General features: G+C 56.2%; 14 protein-coding genes, 1 rRNA gene and 1 pseudogene. 11 read left to right on the top strand and 5 right to left on the bottom strand.

The genetic code is table 11. From position 1 onward, the window contains the following. Nucleotides 1–70 precede the first annotated feature (70 nt). The 4 genes from gloB to BUC26_RS03430 all read left to right on the top strand — a co-directional run bounded on the left by gloB (nt 71) and on the right by BUC26_RS03430 (nt 3,729). Entirely contained in the window at nt 71–895 is an 825-nt protein-coding gene (gene gloB, locus BUC26_RS03445) for a hydroxyacylglutathione hydrolase (protein ID WP_161949795.1), read from the top strand. 165 nt (nt 896–1,060) lie between these two features. Beyond that, nucleotides 1,061–2,026, top strand: coding sequence for an ABC transporter substrate-binding protein (locus tag BUC26_RS03440; protein WP_073373446.1), 966 nt, complete (start codon nt 1,061–1,063; stop codon nt 2,024–2,026). A gap of 24 nt (nt 2,027–2,050) precedes the next feature. Beyond that, the gene (locus BUC26_RS03435) at nt 2,051–2,938 is read left to right on the top strand and encodes an ABC transporter permease (protein ID WP_073373445.1); all 888 of its coding nucleotides are present in this window, start codon (nt 2,051–2,053) and stop codon (nt 2,936–2,938) included. After that, nucleotides 2,935–3,729 (top strand): ABC transporter ATP-binding protein, encoded by a 795-nt coding sequence (locus BUC26_RS03430; RefSeq protein ID WP_073373444.1) that lies wholly within the window; start codon nt 2,935–2,937, stop codon nt 3,727–3,729. Before BUC26_RS03435 ends, BUC26_RS03430 begins: the two co-directional genes overlap by 4 nt. A gap of 57 nt (nt 3,730–3,786) precedes the next feature. On the opposite strand, the gene BUC26_RS03425 is transcribed toward BUC26_RS03430, so the two are convergent. Continuing rightward, nucleotides 3,787–4,254: an alpha/beta hydrolase gene (locus BUC26_RS03425; RefSeq protein ID WP_073373443.1), complete on the bottom strand. Its 468-nt coding sequence runs from the start codon at nt 4,252–4,254 to the stop codon at nt 3,787–3,789. A 276-nt stretch (nt 4,255–4,530) separates the two neighbouring features. Between BUC26_RS03425 and BUC26_RS03420 the strand changes: the two genes are divergently transcribed. Together BUC26_RS03420 and BUC26_RS03415 are read left to right on the top strand one after the other, a co-directional pair. Further along, nucleotides 4,531–5,121, top strand: coding sequence for a hypothetical protein (locus BUC26_RS03420; protein WP_084540420.1), 591 nt, complete (start codon nt 4,531–4,533; stop codon nt 5,119–5,121). Nucleotides 5,122–5,483: 362 nt separating this feature from the next. Continuing rightward, nucleotides 5,484–6,461, top strand: a complete 978-nt coding sequence (locus tag BUC26_RS03415; protein ID WP_073373442.1) for a malate dehydrogenase — start codon at nt 5,484–5,486, stop codon at nt 6,459–6,461. A 42-nt stretch (nt 6,462–6,503) separates the two neighbouring features. On the opposite strand, the gene BUC26_RS22890 is transcribed toward BUC26_RS03415, so the two are convergent. Then, nucleotides 6,504–6,665 (bottom strand): nucleotidyl cyclase domain-containing protein, encoded by a 162-nt coding sequence (locus BUC26_RS22890; protein ID WP_143165896.1) that lies wholly within the window; start codon nt 6,663–6,665, stop codon nt 6,504–6,506. 27 nt (nt 6,666–6,692) lie between these two features. After that, nucleotides 6,693–6,905, bottom strand: a complete 213-nt coding sequence (locus tag BUC26_RS22885; protein WP_143165895.1) for a hypothetical protein — start codon at nt 6,903–6,905, stop codon at nt 6,693–6,695. A gap of 360 nt (nt 6,906–7,265) precedes the next feature. Here BUC26_RS22885 and BUC26_RS24365 point away from each other — a divergent pair, with 360 nt between their 5' ends. From BUC26_RS24365 to BUC26_RS03400, 4 genes are all read left to right on the top strand, one after another. Beyond that, a complete protein-coding gene (locus BUC26_RS24365) occupies nt 7,266–7,400 on the top strand; it encodes a tryptophan 7-halogenase (protein ID WP_143165894.1) in 135 nt (44 codons plus the stop codon). Nucleotides 7,401–7,415: 15 nt separating this feature from the next. Further along, complete coding sequence (locus tag BUC26_RS03410) at nt 7,416–8,621, top strand: NAD(P)/FAD-dependent oxidoreductase (protein WP_244155774.1); 1,206 nt, start codon at nt 7,416–7,418, stop codon at nt 8,619–8,621. A 378-nt stretch (nt 8,622–8,999) separates the two neighbouring features. Beyond that, the gene (locus tag BUC26_RS03405; RefSeq protein WP_073373441.1) at nt 9,000–10,286 is read left to right on the top strand and encodes an extracellular solute-binding protein; all 1,287 of its coding nucleotides are present in this window, start codon (nt 9,000–9,002) and stop codon (nt 10,284–10,286) included. 66 nt (nt 10,287–10,352) lie between these two features. Further along, nucleotides 10,353–13,940: a hybrid sensor histidine kinase/response regulator gene (locus BUC26_RS03400; RefSeq protein WP_073373440.1), complete on the top strand. Its 3,588-nt coding sequence runs from the start codon at nt 10,353–10,355 to the stop codon at nt 13,938–13,940. A gap of 197 nt (nt 13,941–14,137) precedes the next feature. Here the strand turns inward: BUC26_RS03400 and BUC26_RS24050 are convergent. After that, nucleotides 14,138–14,938, bottom strand: a pseudogene (locus tag BUC26_RS24050) (GGDEF domain-containing protein). Nucleotides 14,939–15,080: 142 nt separating this feature from the next. Here BUC26_RS24050 and BUC26_RS03385 point away from each other — a divergent pair. After that, the gene (locus BUC26_RS03385; protein WP_073373437.1) at nt 15,081–16,583 is read left to right on the top strand and encodes a bifunctional metallophosphatase/5'-nucleotidase; all 1,503 of its coding nucleotides are present in this window, start codon (nt 15,081–15,083) and stop codon (nt 16,581–16,583) included. 70 nt (nt 16,584–16,653) lie between these two features. Here BUC26_RS03385 and rrf read toward each other — a convergent pair. Further along, nucleotides 16,654–16,770: ribosomal RNA gene (gene rrf / locus BUC26_RS03380) — 5S ribosomal RNA — on the bottom strand. Nucleotides 16,771–16,880 lie beyond the last annotated feature (110 nt).

The following is a 16,880-nucleotide window of genomic DNA, read 5'->3' as shown; positions in this document are numbered from 1 at the left end:
GGAAGTGTTCGTACTGGAAAAGAGAACGTTGTTGGTTATGGTGTAACAAATGTATCGGCAGCAGGCAAGAATGGCATCGGTCACGATGTCGACACGTCACTCCAACCAAGTGGAGACGACCATGGACGTAATCACTATCCCCAGTCTCTTTGATAATTATGCCTATCTGATTGTCAACGATGCCACCGGTGAGGCGGCGGTTGTCGATCCGGCCGAGGCCTGGCCGGTACTGCGTCTGGTCCAGGGCCGCCGGCTGAAGCTGACGGCGGTGCTGTGCACCCATCATCACCAGGATCATGTCGGCGGGATTGATGAGCTGCTCGATGAGTTTCCCGATCTTCGCGTCGTCGGATTTCGGCCGGACCGGCAGCGCATTCCGTTGCTCAACGAATTGCTTGACGACGGCGACGAGTTCACTGTCTGCGGCCAGCAGTGCAGCATCATGCAGACGCCGGGACATACGACAACCAGTGTCGTGTATCGATTCGGCGAGCACCTTTTTGTCGGCGATACCCTGTTCGGTGCCGGCTGTGGCCGGCTGTTCGAGGGTACGGCCGCCCAGATGGCCGACTCCCTGGCAAAAATCGTTGCCTGCGGCGAGCGGACTCGCCTCTATTTCGGTCATGAGTATACGATGGTCAATTTGCGTTTCGCGCAGCAGCTGGAGCCGGGTAATGGCGCCATTGGCGAGCGGCTGCAGGCGGTTGCCGAACTACGGCGAACCGAGAGGCCGTCAAGCCCGTCTGCCGTCAGCGAGGAATTACAGACCAATCCGTTTCTGAGGGTCCAGCAGAAGGAACTGATCGATACACTGGCGGCTCGGCATGGCTTGACCGACCATAGCCCGTTGTCGGTCTTTCAAACCGTGCGTCAGCTCCGTAATGATTTCTCCTGAACTCGATTCTCCATCCGGAATGCGTTTGCTGTAGCGTGCGTCGGGGCGGCAGCGGTGAGAGTGCTTGCCCCCGATTCGATTTAGGGCTATTGTTCTCTCCCGTGTATCGCCCATGAAGAGCATCGTCGGCCGGCATCGATGATGGACCACTATCGGAGGAGTGCAATGAATTGCCTGAAAACGATGATTTTCGGCATCTGTCTGGCCGTAGCCGGGCAGGGCCATGCCGCTGACTCATATCTTATTTCCGTCAACCAATTTGTCGAACATCCGGCCTTGGACGCCGTGCTCAAGGGGTTCCAGGACGATCTGCAGGAGCACGGCGTGACAGCGCGCTTCAAGGTGCACAATGCCCAGGCCAATATGGGAACGGCGACCCAGATCGGCCAGCAGATGGTCGGTGAACGTGCCGATTTGCTTCTGGCCATCGCCACCCCGTCGGCCCAGGCAACCGTGCAGGCCATGTCCAAGGCGCCGGCTTCGTTGAAACGACCCGTCCTGTTCACCGCGGTGACCGATCCGGTGGCGGCGGGTCTCGTGGAGGCGTTTGAGCGGCCCGGCGATTTTGTCACCGGTGTGTCCGATCTTCTTCCCTTGGACAAGCACCTGGCGATGGTTTTGACCTATCGGCCGTCGATCAAAAGACTCGGCGTCCTCTACAATGGCGGCGAGGCCAACTCCCGGGCCACTGTCGCCAGCCTGCGGGCACTCAGTACCGAAGCGGGTGTCGAGGTGGTTGAGGCAACCGCGGCCAAAACAGCCGATGTCCATGCAGCGGCCAAGAGCTTGGTCGGCCGGTGTGATGCGGTCTTCATCCCGACCGACAACACCATCGTCGCCACTCTCGAATCGGTGCTCAAGGTCGGAGCCGAGAATCGGCTGCCGGTCTTTGCCGCCGATGTCGATTCGGTCGAGCGCGGCGCCGTTGCCGCGATGGGCTTCGACTATTACCAGCACGGCCGGCAGACCGGCGCCATGGCCAGGCGGATTCTGGCGGGTACCAAGATCTCGGAGCTGCCGGTAGAATTTCAGCGAGATCTGCAATTGCACATCAATCTCAGAGCGGCCGATGCGATGGCTGCGCCGCCACCCCAGGAGTTACTCGATCGTGCGGCCAAGCTCTATCGCTGACGTGTTGCCGGCTGATCTGCTGCAATGACGGTCTATGCCGCCCTCGGAGCTCTGGAACAGGGGCTGGTTTACGGGATCATGGTGGTCGGAGTCTACCTGACCTTTCGCATCCTCGACTTTCCCGACCTGACCGTTGACGGTAGTCTGCCACTCGGTGCGGCGATATCCGCGGTGGCCATTACCGGCGGGCTCTCTCCTTATCTTGCCCTGTTTTTTGCCGGGTGCGGCGGTTTTGCCGCCGGTGCCGTTACGGCGCTGCTCAACACGAAATTCAAGATTCTGCACCTGCTCGCCTCGATCCTCACCATGATCGCCCTGTATTCCATCAATATCCGGATTATGGGCGGTCCCAATATCGCCCTGATCGGTTCGCCCACGGTATTTGATCCAGTCGTCGCCCTCGGAGTACCTGCTCATTTGGCCGGGTTGGTGGTGTTCGCCTGGTCTGCCGGTATCGTCATGGCGGTACTTGTCTGGTTCTTGAAAACTGCGTTTGGCCAAGCCCTGATGGCGACCGGCGACAACCCGCAAATGATCACCAGTCAGGGCGTCAATACCCATGTCGTGATCATCGTCGGAGTCGGGCTGTCAAACGGTCTGGTGGCGCTCAGCGGTGCCCTTGTCGCCCAGAACCAGGGTGCCGCAGATGTCGGCATGGGGATCGGCACGATCATTGCCGGGCTGGCATCGGTGATTATTGGTGAGACCGTTTTCGGCGCACACTCGATCGTCCGGGCGGTGATCGCCGTGGTCCTTGGTTCAGTGCTCTACCGGTTTGCCATCGCATTGGCGTTGTCCTTGGAGATAGGAGGATTTTCGTTCAGCCCGAGTGATCTCAACCTGATCACCGCGCTGCTTGTCATCGGTGCGCTGATTGCCCCGCAACTGAGGCAGAAGATGAGGTTCCGGTGATCGAGCTGCAAGGATGCATGAAAGATTTTAACCAGGGCGGGGTTAACGAGGTACGGGCCCTGGACCAGCTCAGCCTGACCATCGACGACGGTGATTTCGTCACGGTCATCGGCTCCAACGGCGCCGGCAAGTCGACCCTGCTCAATGCCATAGCCGGCGGTTTTTCTCTTGATGCGGGCCGCATTGTCATCAACGGCCGGGACGTGACCCGTTGGCCCGAATATCGTCGGGCCGCCCTGATCGCCCGGGTCTTCCAGGATCCGCTGCTGGGCACCTGCCCATCGGCGACCATCGAGCAGAACATGGCTCTTGCCGCGCGGCGCGGTCAGCGGCGGGGACTCGGCCCGGGTGTGCGCATTCGGGATCGCCAGCGTTTCAGCGAGGAGTTGGCGCGGATCGGGCTCGGCCTGGAAAAACGGCTTCAGGACCGGGTTGGTCTGCTCTCGGGTGGGCAGCGGCAGGCACTGACCATGGTCATGGCAACGCTGGTGCGGCCGGAAGTGTTGCTGCTCGACGAACATATCGCCGCTCTCGATCCGAAAACGGCGCGCCAGATCCTGGAGTTGACCCGTGAGATCATCGCCGATCAAGGGTTGACGTCGCTGATGATCACCCACAACATGCGGCACGCGCTGACGCTGGGCAATCGATTGATCATGATGCACCAGGGTCGGATCATTCTCGATGTCGGCGGGGAGGAGAAGCGCCGGCTGGGCGTCGAGGATCTTCTCGAGCAGTTTTATCTTATCCAGGGAGAAGCGTTGGCCAACGACTCGATGTTGCTTGCTTGAACAGCTCCGATAGGCCGGTGTGTTTCCGTCTTTCCGGATGGGGCGAAAAACCGTTAGTCAGGCAAGCAGGGTATTCCAGTCCAGTTGCCGGAAAGATTCATGGAGCAGGTGATCGTCATTGACCATGACCGTCTCCAGCCGGGCGAAGGTGTCCTCGGCGGCCGGGATGACGATATCCGGAGGTGTGACTGTATCGTGATGGCCGATGATGAGAATGGCCTGTGTTGCCAATTTGGTTGATGGCGGCTGATATTCTTTGAAGTTAAGGGCCGGTGCCAGCAGTATCAAGCGTTTGACCAACTCAGGCCGTTCCACGGCCAGACAGGTTGCCATCAGGCCGCCGAAGCTTGAGCCGACGATGATCAGATCCTGCAAATCGGCAACAATGGCACGCAACCGTTCCATCCGTTCCGTGAGTGAACCGTCGAAGTCGGGACGCAACACGTCCGGGTAGGTCTCGGCGAAAAATTTCCCTTTGGTGCCGAATCCGGAGGAGTCAAGGCCGTGGAGAAAAAGTCGTTTCATGCAAAGCCCGGGCTGAGATATTTGCGATAAATGCCTGGTTTGATCTGCTCCATCGTGTTCCCCATGGAGCAGAAGCCCTTTCAGCAGACCAGGAATACAATCGCTTGTAAAGCAAAAACAAGAGCCCAATCGCTCGTGAATGCTCGCTTTCTTTTTCGTTTTATCGTTTTTGGGAACCTGGTATGATGACATCGAGGTTCGTGCGCAATCGTGTTGTTATCAATAGTTGCCGAGCCGATATGATAATAATTACTTTGCTCATACGTGGATGCAGGCATGGAAGATGAACGAGAACGGGTCGATGTGATGCTGGTTTCGCAGACGTATGGTGCCGACCTGAAAGGGCGGCAGTCAGTACGAACCACCTTTAAGCTGTCGCCCCGTTGTATCGACGCCTTGAGCCTGCTGGCCGGGCAGCTGGGGATTAAACAAAAATCCATAGTCGATCATCTGGTCGACGATACTCAGGCCCTCCACGCGTTGGCACGTGATGCGGTGCAGAGTGATGGTACGACGGACGATCGGGTAGCGAAGACCTATGTCATTTCCCGGCGGACCCTGGAAAATCTCGAGCGGGTCTCGAAACGGTTTCAGACTCCTCGCGATACGCTGGTCGAATCGTCGATCGAGCGAATCATGCCGCTGCTCAGGGAAGAAAAGCGCAAACATGAACAGAGAAAGCAATTGCAGGAACGGTTGCACCTCTTGCTGCACGCCAGCCAGGAGTTGCTGGAACAGGCGGACGCGGTGCTCGATGCGGATGATCCGGTGGTTGATCACGTTGTGTTGATGGCCAGAACCGTGCAGAACGGCTGTCGTGAAGTCGGCCAAATTATCGAGAGAGGACGGCGACTCGAAGATTTCTAATGATCCCTGCCTTCTCAGCGGGCGATCGATGAGAAGGTCTGATCGGGGGAGGGCGTTGTCCGGATAGGTGTAGTTGGTGTCTGGTAATACCAGGTGGTTGCTCTTGCTTTCCGCTTGTTGATGGACTAAGATAACGAGGGATTTTCCAGATACCGATTTTTGCCTCCGTGTTTCCAATTGGTTACAAATGAGCTGATTGGAATTTAGCAGGCTTGTACCACCGTTCGGCAAACTGGTAAAACCACAACAGATATATGGCTGTCTTGTCCACATCTCCCGGCGGGGTAACCGACTGGACGATACCGGCACGATGCGGAAAGAGGCTCAATGCGAACGAATAAACGTTATCGAGGAGGATGAAGATGAAAGCACCAGTACGTGTAGCAGTTACCGGAGCCGCCGGTCAGATCGCTTATTCCCTGATTTTCCGAGTAGCCCATGGCGATATGCTTGGACCTGATCAGCCGGTAATCCTGCAGCTGCTTGAAATACCGCCGGCGATGGGCGCGCTCAACGGCGTTGTTATGGAACTCAAGGATTGTGCTTACCCGCTGGTGGCCGGAATCGTCGCCAGTGACGACCCGAACGTTGCCTTCAAGGATGTCGATTACGCATTCCTGGTAGGTGCCCGCCCACGGGGACCGGGTATGGAGCGTTCCGACCTGCTTGAGGCGAATGCTAAAATTTTCTCCGTCCAAGGCAAGGCTCTCAACGATCATGCATCAAAAGATGTCAAGGTGCTGATCGTCGGCAACCCGGCCAACACCAATGCCTTGATCACCTTGAAAAATGCGCCGAACCTCAATCCGAAAAATATCACTTCGATGATGCGGCTCGACCATAATCGGGCCATGTCACAAATTGCTGAAAAGGCCGGCAGTCATACCACCAAGGTCGAGAAGGTGGTGGTCTGGGGCAACCATTCGGCGACTCAGTATCCCGATATCAGCTATGCCACCGTTGACGGCAAAGCGGTCAAGTCGGTAGTGGATAACGACTGGTATGTGGACACGTTCATTCCCACCGTGCAACAGCGCGGGGCGGCTATCATCAAGGCCCGGGGCGCATCGAGTGCTGCTTCCGCAGCCTGTTCCGCAGTTGATCATATGCGGGACTGGGCCCTTGGCAGTAACGGCAAGTGGGTGAGCATGGGGGTTTTTGCCGCCGGCAATCCTTACGGCATCGATGAAAACATCATGTATTCTTTCCCGATTACCTGTGAAAACGGTCAGTGGAAGATCGTCGAGGGGCTCGAAATCAGTGAGTTCAGCCGTGATATGATGGCTAAAACCGAGGCCGAACTGGTCGGCGAGCGTGAAGCTATCGCCAGTCTGTTGTAAACCGCTCCAGAGAGCCTGATGGGTAAGCCCGGTGCTTGCCCATCAGGCGATTGCTTCAATCCCTCGCTTTTTGCTGCCGCCCTCCGCAACGACAACATCCCTGCCTGCCCGTTTGGCCTGATAAAGATTGCTTTCCGCCCGTATCAGTAAGGTGTCCACGCTTTCTCCCCATTCGTATTGAGCGACGCCGAAACTCGCAGTCATGCGGATCGGGCCGGCGAAACGGTGCTCTTAAGGGGAGCCTGAAAAATTGTTCGCAGTTTTTCCGCGTAATGGACTGCTTCCGGCAACGCGATACCGGGCTATGACGTCTATCACGCGATGGAGCTTGGCCGGATCGTTGGCTTGGAATACCGCCAGTTTGACCGGTTCGGACCATGATGGTGTGGTCAACAGCAGTGACAGGGTCGGTGTGACAAGAACAGAGCGCGTTGTTTCCACCATGACGTTTTTCCTGGAAAACCTGTCGGTCAGGGGCGTTCTCCTGTCGTGAGCGGGGATGTCGCTGCAGCTGGCCAATAGTTGTCGGGATTACGCAGCAGGCTCAGGCGTCGAACCTTAGCAATGCCAGGATAACGCCCCAGAGGCAACAGGAAAGAGGTACTCCAAGAAGGAGGTGGCGGGCGATTTCGGATATTGATGGCTTTGGAGCGGCCGGTGTTTGACTTGAGTTCGTTGTGAGTATATGCTTGGAACAGTAGCGTCGTCGCGGGACAAAGAGAATGCCCGGGAAGAAAGCTGCCGGAGGAAGTGACTGGTATCGCGTCCTTCAGCAACCAATAGGTCAGACAGAGAGGAGGCGTTATGAAAGATGGTGAAAAATTGGTCATTGTCGGATGCAGCGGTTCGGGTGGCCCGGCGGCGATGATGGCAAAGAAACTGATGCCGTCGGTGGACGTTACGGTGATCCGCAAAGAGGAATTTTTCATCGTCAGGTGAGCGCTTCCTCATGTTGTGGCCGGTCTGGTCACCAGTGCATCGATCGTGGTTCCGGACAAGATGCTTGAAGGGGCGGGTATAACGGTGGTTCACGATGAAGTGACGGCCGTTGATTCGCAGCGGAAAAAGGTTGAAACGTCGACTGGCGGAACCCTTGCTTATGATAAGCTGTACTTGGCCACCGGGGCGCGTTCGTTTGTGCCGCCGATCGAGGGCAGCGATCTGGACGGGGTGCTGACTTTGCGTGGTGTGCCCGACGCCGAGAGAATCAGAGAAGTGCTCGATCGCTCGAAAAACGGGAAGATTGTCTGTATCGGGGCCGGTTTTATCAGCATGGAGGTTGCCTCCTTGCTGGCCGAGAAGCCGGGTTCCGCATTTGCTATCACCGTTGTGGAATTGTTGGATCGCCCTCTGCCGCTAATGCTCGACCGGGATATGGCCGCATTCGTCAAACAATACCTCGAGGAAAAGGGGCTGCATATCCTGACCGGCGAGAGGGTTGAACGCCTGGTCGGAAGAAACGGTAAGGTGGTCGGGGTGGAATTGGCCTCGGGCGTCGTACTCGATGCCGACCTCGTGTTCATGAATGTCGGCGTCCGCCCCAACGTCGGCCTCGCCCAGAGCATCGGCTTGGAAATGGGACGATTCGGCATCAAGGTAAACGAGTTCCAGGAAACGTCCGACCCCGATATCCTGGCCGGTGGTGATTGCGTGGAGAAGATCAATTTCCTGACCGGCAAGCCCACCCCGGGACAGTTGCGCGGGCCAGCCGTCGTCCAGGGTCGACTGGCCGCCAAACGTCTGGCCGGCTATAGCGTTGCTTTTCCCGGAGTAATCGATGCCGGTGGGTGTAAGATGTTCGACATGACCATCGCGGCAACCGGCCTCACCGAAGAGCGGGCCGCTCAGGAAGGGATAGCCACGGTCTCAGCTGTCGTTGATTCGAGAAGTAAACATGGCATGATTCCGGGGGTGAGGCCATGGAAGATTAAACTGGTATTCAACCGTGACAATCAGCGCCTGATTGGCGGTCAGATCGTTAGTTACGATATCGCGCCGGCCCGGGAAATTGATGCGGTCAGTGCTTTTATCCTGGGCGGCAGAACCATTGCGGAGCTGACCACCTTTACGTCGGCCTGCAACCCGGACATTTCTTCGGAGCCGAGCGCCGAGCCGATTACCATCGCCGCCGAGCAGGCGCTGCAGAAGATAGGCCGCTAGTCAATGAGCTAACCCCAATGACGGGGCGTCACAACGAAGCATGAAGCTTTGAAGTTTCATATAAATCCGGACCGTTCATGGACAGGGCCCGTGTCGTCATGGCGACGGCGCGGGCCGGCAAGAACCGTAACGGAGATACCCCGACCCTGCTCGGTTACGCCGAGCGATTATGTCCGGGGCCACATTGAGTGGCAGCGCCGTATCGTCTGTTGGGTCCATCTCTCCCCTTGATTCCGGGGACAAAAATCCCGCCTGAGTTTGACTTTTCGTATCCATTGCAGGTTAAATAAGACGGACGGTTTGGTTGCTTCCGGCCTGAGGATAGTGTCGTGCACAAGGAGCCGATTGCCGTGGCGTCGACCCAAAAACGGATATGAGATGGAGACGAGAGCAGAACGATACGGTTGTTTTCTGATGATCTGCCTCACGCTTTTTTTTATCTCGGCAGAGGTCTGCCATGGTGAGAAGCAAATGACATTGTGGAGCATAAATCCCGGCACGCCGTTCTGTGCTTTGACCGATCAGATGACTACCCGATTTTCCGAAGAAACCGAAGGGGTGCATCTGAAGTCGGTCCATTTCGATAATAATTTTTACAAATTTAAACTGCGTACTGCGGTTGAGAATCGCCAGGCCCCCGATCTCTTCCACAATTGGGGCGCCAGCTCAATTCAGTCTCTTGTCGAACAGGGCCGGGTTATTGCTTTGGACCCCATAGTCGATCGGGCCAAAGACGTTTTGTTACCCGTTGCCCTTGATCCAGTCACGTTTGACGGTCGAGTCTACGGTGTTCCTTACAGCGGCCTGGCAGGTGTTTTTTTCTGGTATCGCAAAGATGTCTTTGCCCGGTATCATCTGCAGCCGCCGAAAACTTGGCAAGAATTTTTACGTGTCGGTGAAATATTAAAAAAAAACGGTATAATACCGATTGCATTAGCCAACAAGAACAAGTGGCCTGGGTCGTTCTTCTATATGTATCTCGTCGACCGAGTCGGCGGCCCCGACCTTTTTCGCAACGCTTCCGCCGGTCAGGCCGGCCAGTCATTTCTGCACCCGGCCTTCATCCAGGCCGGCGAGATGTTAGAGGATCTGGTCAGAAGAGATTTTTTTCCGAAAGGCTTCAATCGCCAGCGTGACGAGTCGGGAAATTGGAATTCCCTGATCATTTCAGGCCAGGCCGGCATGTACTTGATGGGGACGTGGTTTCTCGGAGTTCTCAATGAGTTGCCTGCTGAGATCAGAGACACCTTCGATTTTTTTGTCTTTCCGGAGGTTGCCGGAGGACAGGGGACGACCCGTAGCCTGATCGGCAGTCCGGGCCAGGATTACCTCTCGGTATCTGCGGACAGCGCAGATCCGGAAGCTGCCATGTCGTTTCTCCGCGATTACATCTGCTCGCCCGAGTATTTCCAGGCGCTGGCCGATCAGGGATTCGTTCCGCCGGTACGCAATGCCGACGACTATGTCACCAACCCGCTGGCGCGCCGGGTTGCCCGCATCTTCGACGAAGCGGAGAACGTACAACTCTATTGGGACCAGATTCTGCCGCCGGTCCAGGCCGAGGCGCATAAACTCCTGGTGCATCAATTGTTCGAACTGCAGATCGGTCCTGAACAAGTCGCCAGGAGTCATGAAGAGTTGATCGGTGCCGCGGCGCATCGGTGATCGGCTTTTCGATGGGTCGAAACCGCAGGTGTCTCTAAGGCTTATGGAAAGTCGGTAAGATCGGCGATGAAGATCAGATTCAAACTCATCATCTACACGTTTGTCCTGGTCCTCCTGACAGCGCTGGCAACCATGGCCGGAGCCATCTATCTCAATTATATCGAGACGACGCGAGAAAACGAGCAGCGTCTGACCGGGGCTTCGATCAACTTCCAGCGGCGAATCGACACCTATCTTTCCGGTTTTCTTCAGCACTATCAGTATTTTTCAAACCAGCCCGATGTCGCCTTAATGGTAACGACGGAGACAAATCTCCTGAGGAGTGGGCTGTCCGTCAGTGACAGCAATCTGGTCAGCAATCTCTATACTTTTGCCGAAACGCTTCATGCCGCATCTTTCGGCATGTATTATCCCAATGACACCGGACAGCCCGGTCTTCTGCGCTATCTGTATAACGCCGAGATCGGCGGCCTGTTCAGAGTTGAGGAAAACGGCCGTACCACATTGTTTTTGATCAACCAGCAGGGATATTACGATGAAAAGGAAGTCTCGCTACTGGCATCCTTTCCCCGGGAATTCGTCGAAGCGCAGTGGATCTCTTTCGAGCGGGTAGATGGTACTGAAACCTCGATTGTTTTTCGCCTCGACTATACGACTCCGGTCAATTTGCCGGGGACTACGGCCGGTGAGCATATCGGCGGGTTCATAATCAAAAGCAGTCTTGCCGAGTTGTGGGATGCCTTCCGGGAAGAGATCAAGCTCGGTTTTGCCGTTTTCAACCGGGATGGCGGCCAGGTCGGCGGAGATATTGTCTTTGGCGACCTGGGTGCTGCTGATCGTTCTCTTGCCGGTGCCGGAATCGTCACGATGTCTGATCGTTTCGGCGAAGAGTATGAAACGATTCTGGTGCCGCTCTCTTTTGCCGATAACCAGCTCGGGTTCGTCGCTATCGCCATCCCGTATCGAGTGACCATGGCCACACTGACTAGGACGGTCAATCTACTCTTTGCCATAGCCGCGGTTATCCTGTTGATCTTCGTCGCCGCTTCGTCGGTGCTGATAGGCTATACGTTGCGACCGATCCATGAATTGATCGAGGCGACGAAACTGATTCCCGAAGGGGCATGGAATCACCAGGTTGCCGTCAGGACCCGAGATGAGATCGGGGCACTGGCCGTAGCGTTCAACCAGATGCTTCGCGATCTGCGTCAAAAAACGACATCAATAGACAAACTCGAGCAGGCCGAGGAGGCCCTGCGGGAAGAGTCGGTCCGGCGACGAATATTGATCGAGCAGTCACGAGACGGAATCGTCCTTCTCGATCAGGACGGCGGGGTTTTCGAGGCGAGCCAGAGTTATGCCGACATGCTCGGTTATACCATGGACGAGGTCCTTCGATTGCATGTTTGGGACTGGGATGACCAGTGGGACCGTGAGCATCTGTTGACAATGGTCGGACTGGTTGATGAGAATGGGGAAATGTTTGAAACTCGTCATCGGCGGAAGGACGGCTCAACTTTCGATGTCGAGATCGGATCGAATGCAGTCTATGTCCGTGGCCAAAAGATGGTTTTTTGCGTGTGTCGGGATATTACCGAGCGAAAACGTGCCGAAGCAGAATTGAAACGGGCCAAAGAGGAAGCGGAAGAAGCCAGTAAGGCCAAGAGTCAGTTTCTGGCGATCATGAGCCATGAAATCCGCACCCCGATGAACGGTGTGCTCGGTATGACCGATCTGCTTCTGGGGACCAACCTCGACGATAATCAACGGCACTACGCGCAAACGGTTCGAATCAGCGCCGAATCGTTGCTCATTATTATCGACGATATTCTTGATTTTTCAAAAATTGAGGCCGGCATGATCGAACTCGAGGAGGTGGAGTTCGATCTGCACACCTTGCTCGATGACCTGTCTCGAACCATTGCCATCAGGGCTGATCAGAAGGGACTTGAGCTGATCTGTGCGGCAGCTCCCGAGCTACCGAGCCGCCTGGTCGGTGATCCGGGCCGCCTGCGCCAAGTTCTGCTGAATCTGGCGGGCAATGCCATCAAATTTACCGTTGCCGGTGAAGTGTGCATCGACGTTGAGTTGCTGGATCAGGCGCAGCATGCTGTTCTGTTGCGCTTTTCGGTCAGTGACACCGGCATCGGCATTCCCGTTGAAAAACAGGGTAGCATTTTCGAGAGTTTTACTCAGGCGGATGCTTCTACAACCCGAAAATATGGTGGCACCGGCCTTGGTCTGGCAATATGCAAACAACTGGTCACGTTAATGGGTGGTGAGATCTCTTTGAGCAGCCAACCGGGGCAGGGGTCTCGATTTACGTTTACCGTTGCATTCCGTCCCGGCGGTGAAGAAAGAGAAAGTCCGTCATGGCTGCTTGAAATCGAGCGGCACAGGATCCTGATCGTCGACGACAGTGCCGCCTGTCGGCGATTTCTGACCAGGCAACTAACCTTCTGGCGAGCTACCGTCGAAGAAGCAGACAGCGCTGCGGCAGCACTGCAGCAGATCCGCCGGGCGGAGCAGGGCGGTGCGCCATTCACGGTGATCATTATTGATCTGAATCTGCACGGCCGCGGCGGGCCTGCGCTTTTGGATGCGCTCAGGTCGGAAAAGCAATTGTCCGCCAGCAACGTGCTGACAATGTCGACCTTGGATGGATCGATCGACGGTTCGGAACTGTTTCAGGGGCTTCAGAGGGGAGCCCATCTGATCAAGCCGATACGTCATGCCGACTTGCTTGAGAGCCTGGCGATCCTGCTGACCGGTAAAAGGTCGAGCTACTCCCGGGGCGCTGAAACCGAGGGAATGACGCCTATTGCCAGACATCACCGGCAAAAACGGATTCTGTTGGCCGAAGATAATGAAATCAATCGCCAGATCATGATCGGCATCCTCAACAAATTAGGCTTTTATAGGATCAATACGGTCAGCAACGGCATGGAGGCAGTGGCGGCGTTGCAGCGAGCGACCTACGAATTGGTTTTCATGGACGTGCAGATGCCGGAGATGGACGGACTGGAGGCAACCCAACACATCCGACGTGAGGAAATCAACCGACAGGTATCCCGGACACCGGTCATCGCCTTGACAGCCTATGCAATGGAAGAGGATCGACAGGCCTGTCTGGCCGCCGGGATGGATGATTATCTGGCCAAACCGGTGAATCCGAAAACCGTTTCCGAAACCATCAAGCGTTGGTTGCTGCCGGGCAAAGCCCCCCTTGAGGCTGTCGAGGCAGATGGCCTGGGTGAGGCTGCCGGTCAGATGAACGAGGCCCAGACCGTTGCCGGCGATGCGGAGGGCGGAGCCATTGTGTTAGAACATCACGGCCTGCTCGATCATTTGATGGGTGACGAGGCGATGCTCGAGGAAATCCTGCGTCTGTTTCTGCAGGAGATGCCCTCTTATCTCAAACAATTGGCGAAATTCATCAAACAAAGAGACACAGCCGAGAATGTCGCCCAGGCCCACAAACTGAAGGGGACAGCGGCAATTATCGGCGCCGCTTCATTGCAGCAGTTGTTCGTCGAGTTGGAAACGGGGTGCCGTGATGGCGACGTATCGCCGGAGTGGCTAGAGGATCTGCTGTTCCGGATTGAAACCGTCTATTCCCAGACGGACCAGCTGATACGTCGTTTTCTTCAATGATTAAAAAAATTAGGCGTTGTGATCGGTGCCGGATTTCGGTGTAGAAACCGATGTCGGTGCCGTTGCCTTCCAGGCCGATATGCTGGTCGACAAACAATCGTGCAGACGCGAATCACGTAGGGAAAAAGCCGGGGGGATTGTCTCAGGCCCGGCGTCGAGGTGTACAGAAGACGGATAATGGTGAGAACGGTAATGGATCAGAATGACTGACGAGTATTATCTTGGCAGGCACTGATATGGGTTGAATCGGGTGGCAAAGCAGACAGAAAGGGTTGAGCAGCGGCTCTGGTCCGGCACTGTTTGCTCGGTACCGGGAGCGTCAATCGTCGTGGTCGGTTGCGGCCGGTTGATTTGGCGTGATAGAGGGCGTTGTCGGCTTGTTTGAGAAGGTCCTGCATGCCTACGTCGTTTGGTTGTCCGCTTGTTGCTGTTCCCAGACTGATGGTGACGGTGATTTGGAGAGGGGTGTTGTTGTCGGAGATAGTGCAAGGTTCCGAGGCGATGCATTTGCGAAACCGTTCCGCCGAGACAACGGCGTCTCTATCGCTTCAGGGATAGAGGACCAGGAGGAATCTTTCTCCGCCAAAGCGCCCGAGGCTATCACTGCAGCAGGTTTCAGCACTGAGACGATGGGCTATCTCTCGCAACACCTCGTCGCCGGGCAGGTGACCGTAGCTGTCGTTGTCGACTTTAAAAAAATCGATATCCAATAAAATGATGCTCAATGGTTGGCCGTCGCGCCGGGAGAGAGCGAGTTGACTCTCGAGGCGATTGATGATGGCACCGCGGTTAAGCAGGCCGGTCAAGGGATCACGGATGGCTTTATGAATCAAGATTTCCGTGGCCTGTTGGCGTAGCAAAAGATCGGAAATACGATCGGCGAAGGTGGCACCGAACAGGTGAATGAATTTGTTGTCGAGTTCATTGAACGTTTGGCGACGCACTGCTGCGCTGAGCAGCCCGATGCACCGTTCGGCCCGGATAAAGGGCAGACACATGATCTCGACAATGGATGGGTCTGCTAGGTGAGGCGGCGGTTCGGGCCCGTCGTTGACATTATTCGGGGAAGATTTGTTAGAGCGGACTGATCGGCGAGCATATGCTACATGTGCCCGAAGCGAATTTTTATCAAGGAGAAGTATGACCATCCACATCGTGACTATGAGTGATTTTCTGGGACGGCTCCACCCCTTTCGGCCTTTCATGGCAGGGGAACAAGCCCCATCTGAACGCGGCGGCATAGCGCGTGCGGCGACGATCATCAAGCGGCTTCAACAGGAGGGCCCGACTCTCGTCATTCCACTGGTGGCCGGTCTGGATCTCATGGGGCCCGGACTTGAATTGCTCGGTGGCGAGACTGAAATGACGGCTTTGGACATGGCCGGCTTTGTCGCTGCCGTGCCGGGCATCCACGAGTTCGAATCCGGACCTGATCTTGCCGGAGCGGTCTTGGGATCTGTTCCATTTTCCATCCTGGCTGCAAATCTCGAACCGGCTCATTCGAACCTGGCGGGCACCGTTACCGCCCACGCGGTTTTCAACAGTGGCCGGACCCGGGTCGGCGTATTCGGACTGGCTATGGCCGGGCCCGGTGCCAGGCTTGCTCCCGACCCTCTATTCAAGACCAGAGACCTTATCGAAACGGCTCAGGAGCAGGTGGCCATCCTCAGGGCTACAGGCTGCGAGGTCATCGTTGCCCTGACTCATATCGGCACCCCGAGCGATTGCCAGGTGGCAGCTCGGGTATCGGGTATCCATGCCATCTTCGGCGGCCATTCCCACACTCCGACCAGCCGTCCGGAGATTATTGGCTCTCCGGATGGTTGGCAAACGCTGGTTACTCAGGCGGGAACGGCTGGAGCATCGTTGGGGCATTTGTCGCTAACCCTGCGGGACGGACGGGTTGATCCGGAAAAAACGAAGTGGACTCTCGTTCCGATCGACCAGAACGTCGAACCCGACCCGAACGTGGAGATGTATCTTGATCGGGCCGAAGCGAAAGTGCAGACCGCCCTGACTTGTGTCGTCGGCGAATTGGCAGTAGACGCCGACGGGAGGAGGGGAATCGTGAGCGAAGGGGAATCGTCTTTGGCCAATTTCGTAGCTGATGCCTTGCGGCAGCGAGCCGGATCTGACGTGGCCCTGATCAGCGCCAGTCAGCTGGCGGGCGATGCCTTTTGGACAGCCGGCTCCATCGATCTGGCCGCTGTATACCGCATCCTGCCTTTTGGTGGTGCCCTTTGTGTTTTTGATTTGACCGGACGGGATATTTTGCGCGTTCTTGAACTTTCAGCCTCCGCCCTGACGGCTCCGGACCGTTTGACCAATCCCCTGGAAATACGGCGAACCAGTCTTTTGCATTGCTCCGGGTTGCGCGTTGTTTATCGGCGAGATGGCAGTCTTGGGGATGTAGTAGTCGATTCCGGAAATGGCTTTGAGCCTGTCGATCCTTCGGCTTCATATCGAGTGGCCGGTAGTTCCTTCTTCACGCACGGCGGCGACGGTTACACACTGCTGGCCGATCGTCCGTTTCGAGCGATTGGGTTGAGTTGCACCCAGGCCCTGGCCGATATTGTCCGCTCATCCGTAAACGCGATACGGCCAAGCGTCGATGGCCGGTTGCAAATCATCGGAGACAGATGAGTTGGTTTGGTGCGATATCAAAAAAAAGGGACAGTCCCTTTTGTGGGGACTGTCCCTTTTTTTATAAAGAATTCGGCGGCGACCTACTCTCCCACACAGTTGCCCGTGCAGTACCATTGGCGCAGAAGAGCTTAACGACCGTGTGCGGAATGGGAACGGGTGGAGCCTCTTCGCTATGACCACCGAAAAAGTGGGTATAAAACAGCGATAATTGAATAGTAGAGCAACAACAGCAGCTGTCTAATCAGGATAAGAGCAAGGTCCGGAAGAAGAGGGCAGGGGATACTGTCCTCTGTC

Origin of the sequence: Desulfofustis glycolicus DSM 9705, from assembly GCF_900130015.1 — a bacterium.
Lineage (GTDB): Bacteria > Desulfobacterota > Desulfobulbia > Desulfobulbales > Desulfocapsaceae > Desulfofustis > Desulfofustis glycolicus.
Note: the sequence above shows the minus strand (reverse complement) of the source record. Positions and strands in the feature narration are given on the sequence as shown.

What these genes read in the sequence shown, in the direction of transcription:
- gloB (WP_161949795.1), top strand. Translation starts at nt 71, where the DNA reads ATGGCATCGGTCACGATGTCGACACGTCACTCCAACCAAGTGGAGACG.
- BUC26_RS03440 (WP_073373446.1), top strand. Translation starts at nt 1,061, where the DNA reads ATGAATTGCCTGAAAACGATGATTTTCGGCATCTGTCTGGCCGTAGCC.
- BUC26_RS03435 (WP_073373445.1), top strand. Translation starts at nt 2,051, where the DNA reads ATGACGGTCTATGCCGCCCTCGGAGCTCTGGAACAGGGGCTGGTTTAC.
- BUC26_RS03425 (WP_073373443.1), bottom strand. Translation starts at nt 4,254, where the DNA reads ATGAAACGACTTTTTCTCCACGGCCTTGACTCCTCCGGATTCGGCACC.
- BUC26_RS03420 (WP_084540420.1), top strand. Translation starts at nt 4,531, where the DNA reads ATGGAAGATGAACGAGAACGGGTCGATGTGATGCTGGTTTCGCAGACG.
- BUC26_RS03415 (WP_073373442.1), top strand. Translation starts at nt 5,484, where the DNA reads ATGAAAGCACCAGTACGTGTAGCAGTTACCGGAGCCGCCGGTCAGATC.
- BUC26_RS22890 (WP_143165896.1), bottom strand. Translation starts at nt 6,665, where the DNA reads ATGACTGCGAGTTTCGGCGTCGCTCAATACGAATGGGGAGAAAGCGTG.
- BUC26_RS22885 (WP_143165895.1), bottom strand. Translation starts at nt 6,905, where the DNA reads ATGGTGGAAACAACGCGCTCTGTTCTTGTCACACCGACCCTGTCACTG.
- BUC26_RS24365 (WP_143165894.1), top strand. Translation starts at nt 7,266, where the DNA reads ATGAAAGATGGTGAAAAATTGGTCATTGTCGGATGCAGCGGTTCGGGT.
- BUC26_RS03405 (WP_073373441.1), top strand. Translation starts at nt 9,000, where the DNA reads ATGGAGACGAGAGCAGAACGATACGGTTGTTTTCTGATGATCTGCCTC.
- BUC26_RS03400 (WP_073373440.1), top strand. Translation starts at nt 10,353, where the DNA reads ATGAAGATCAGATTCAAACTCATCATCTACACGTTTGTCCTGGTCCTC.
- BUC26_RS03385 (WP_073373437.1), top strand. Translation starts at nt 15,081, where the DNA reads ATGACCATCCACATCGTGACTATGAGTGATTTTCTGGGACGGCTCCAC.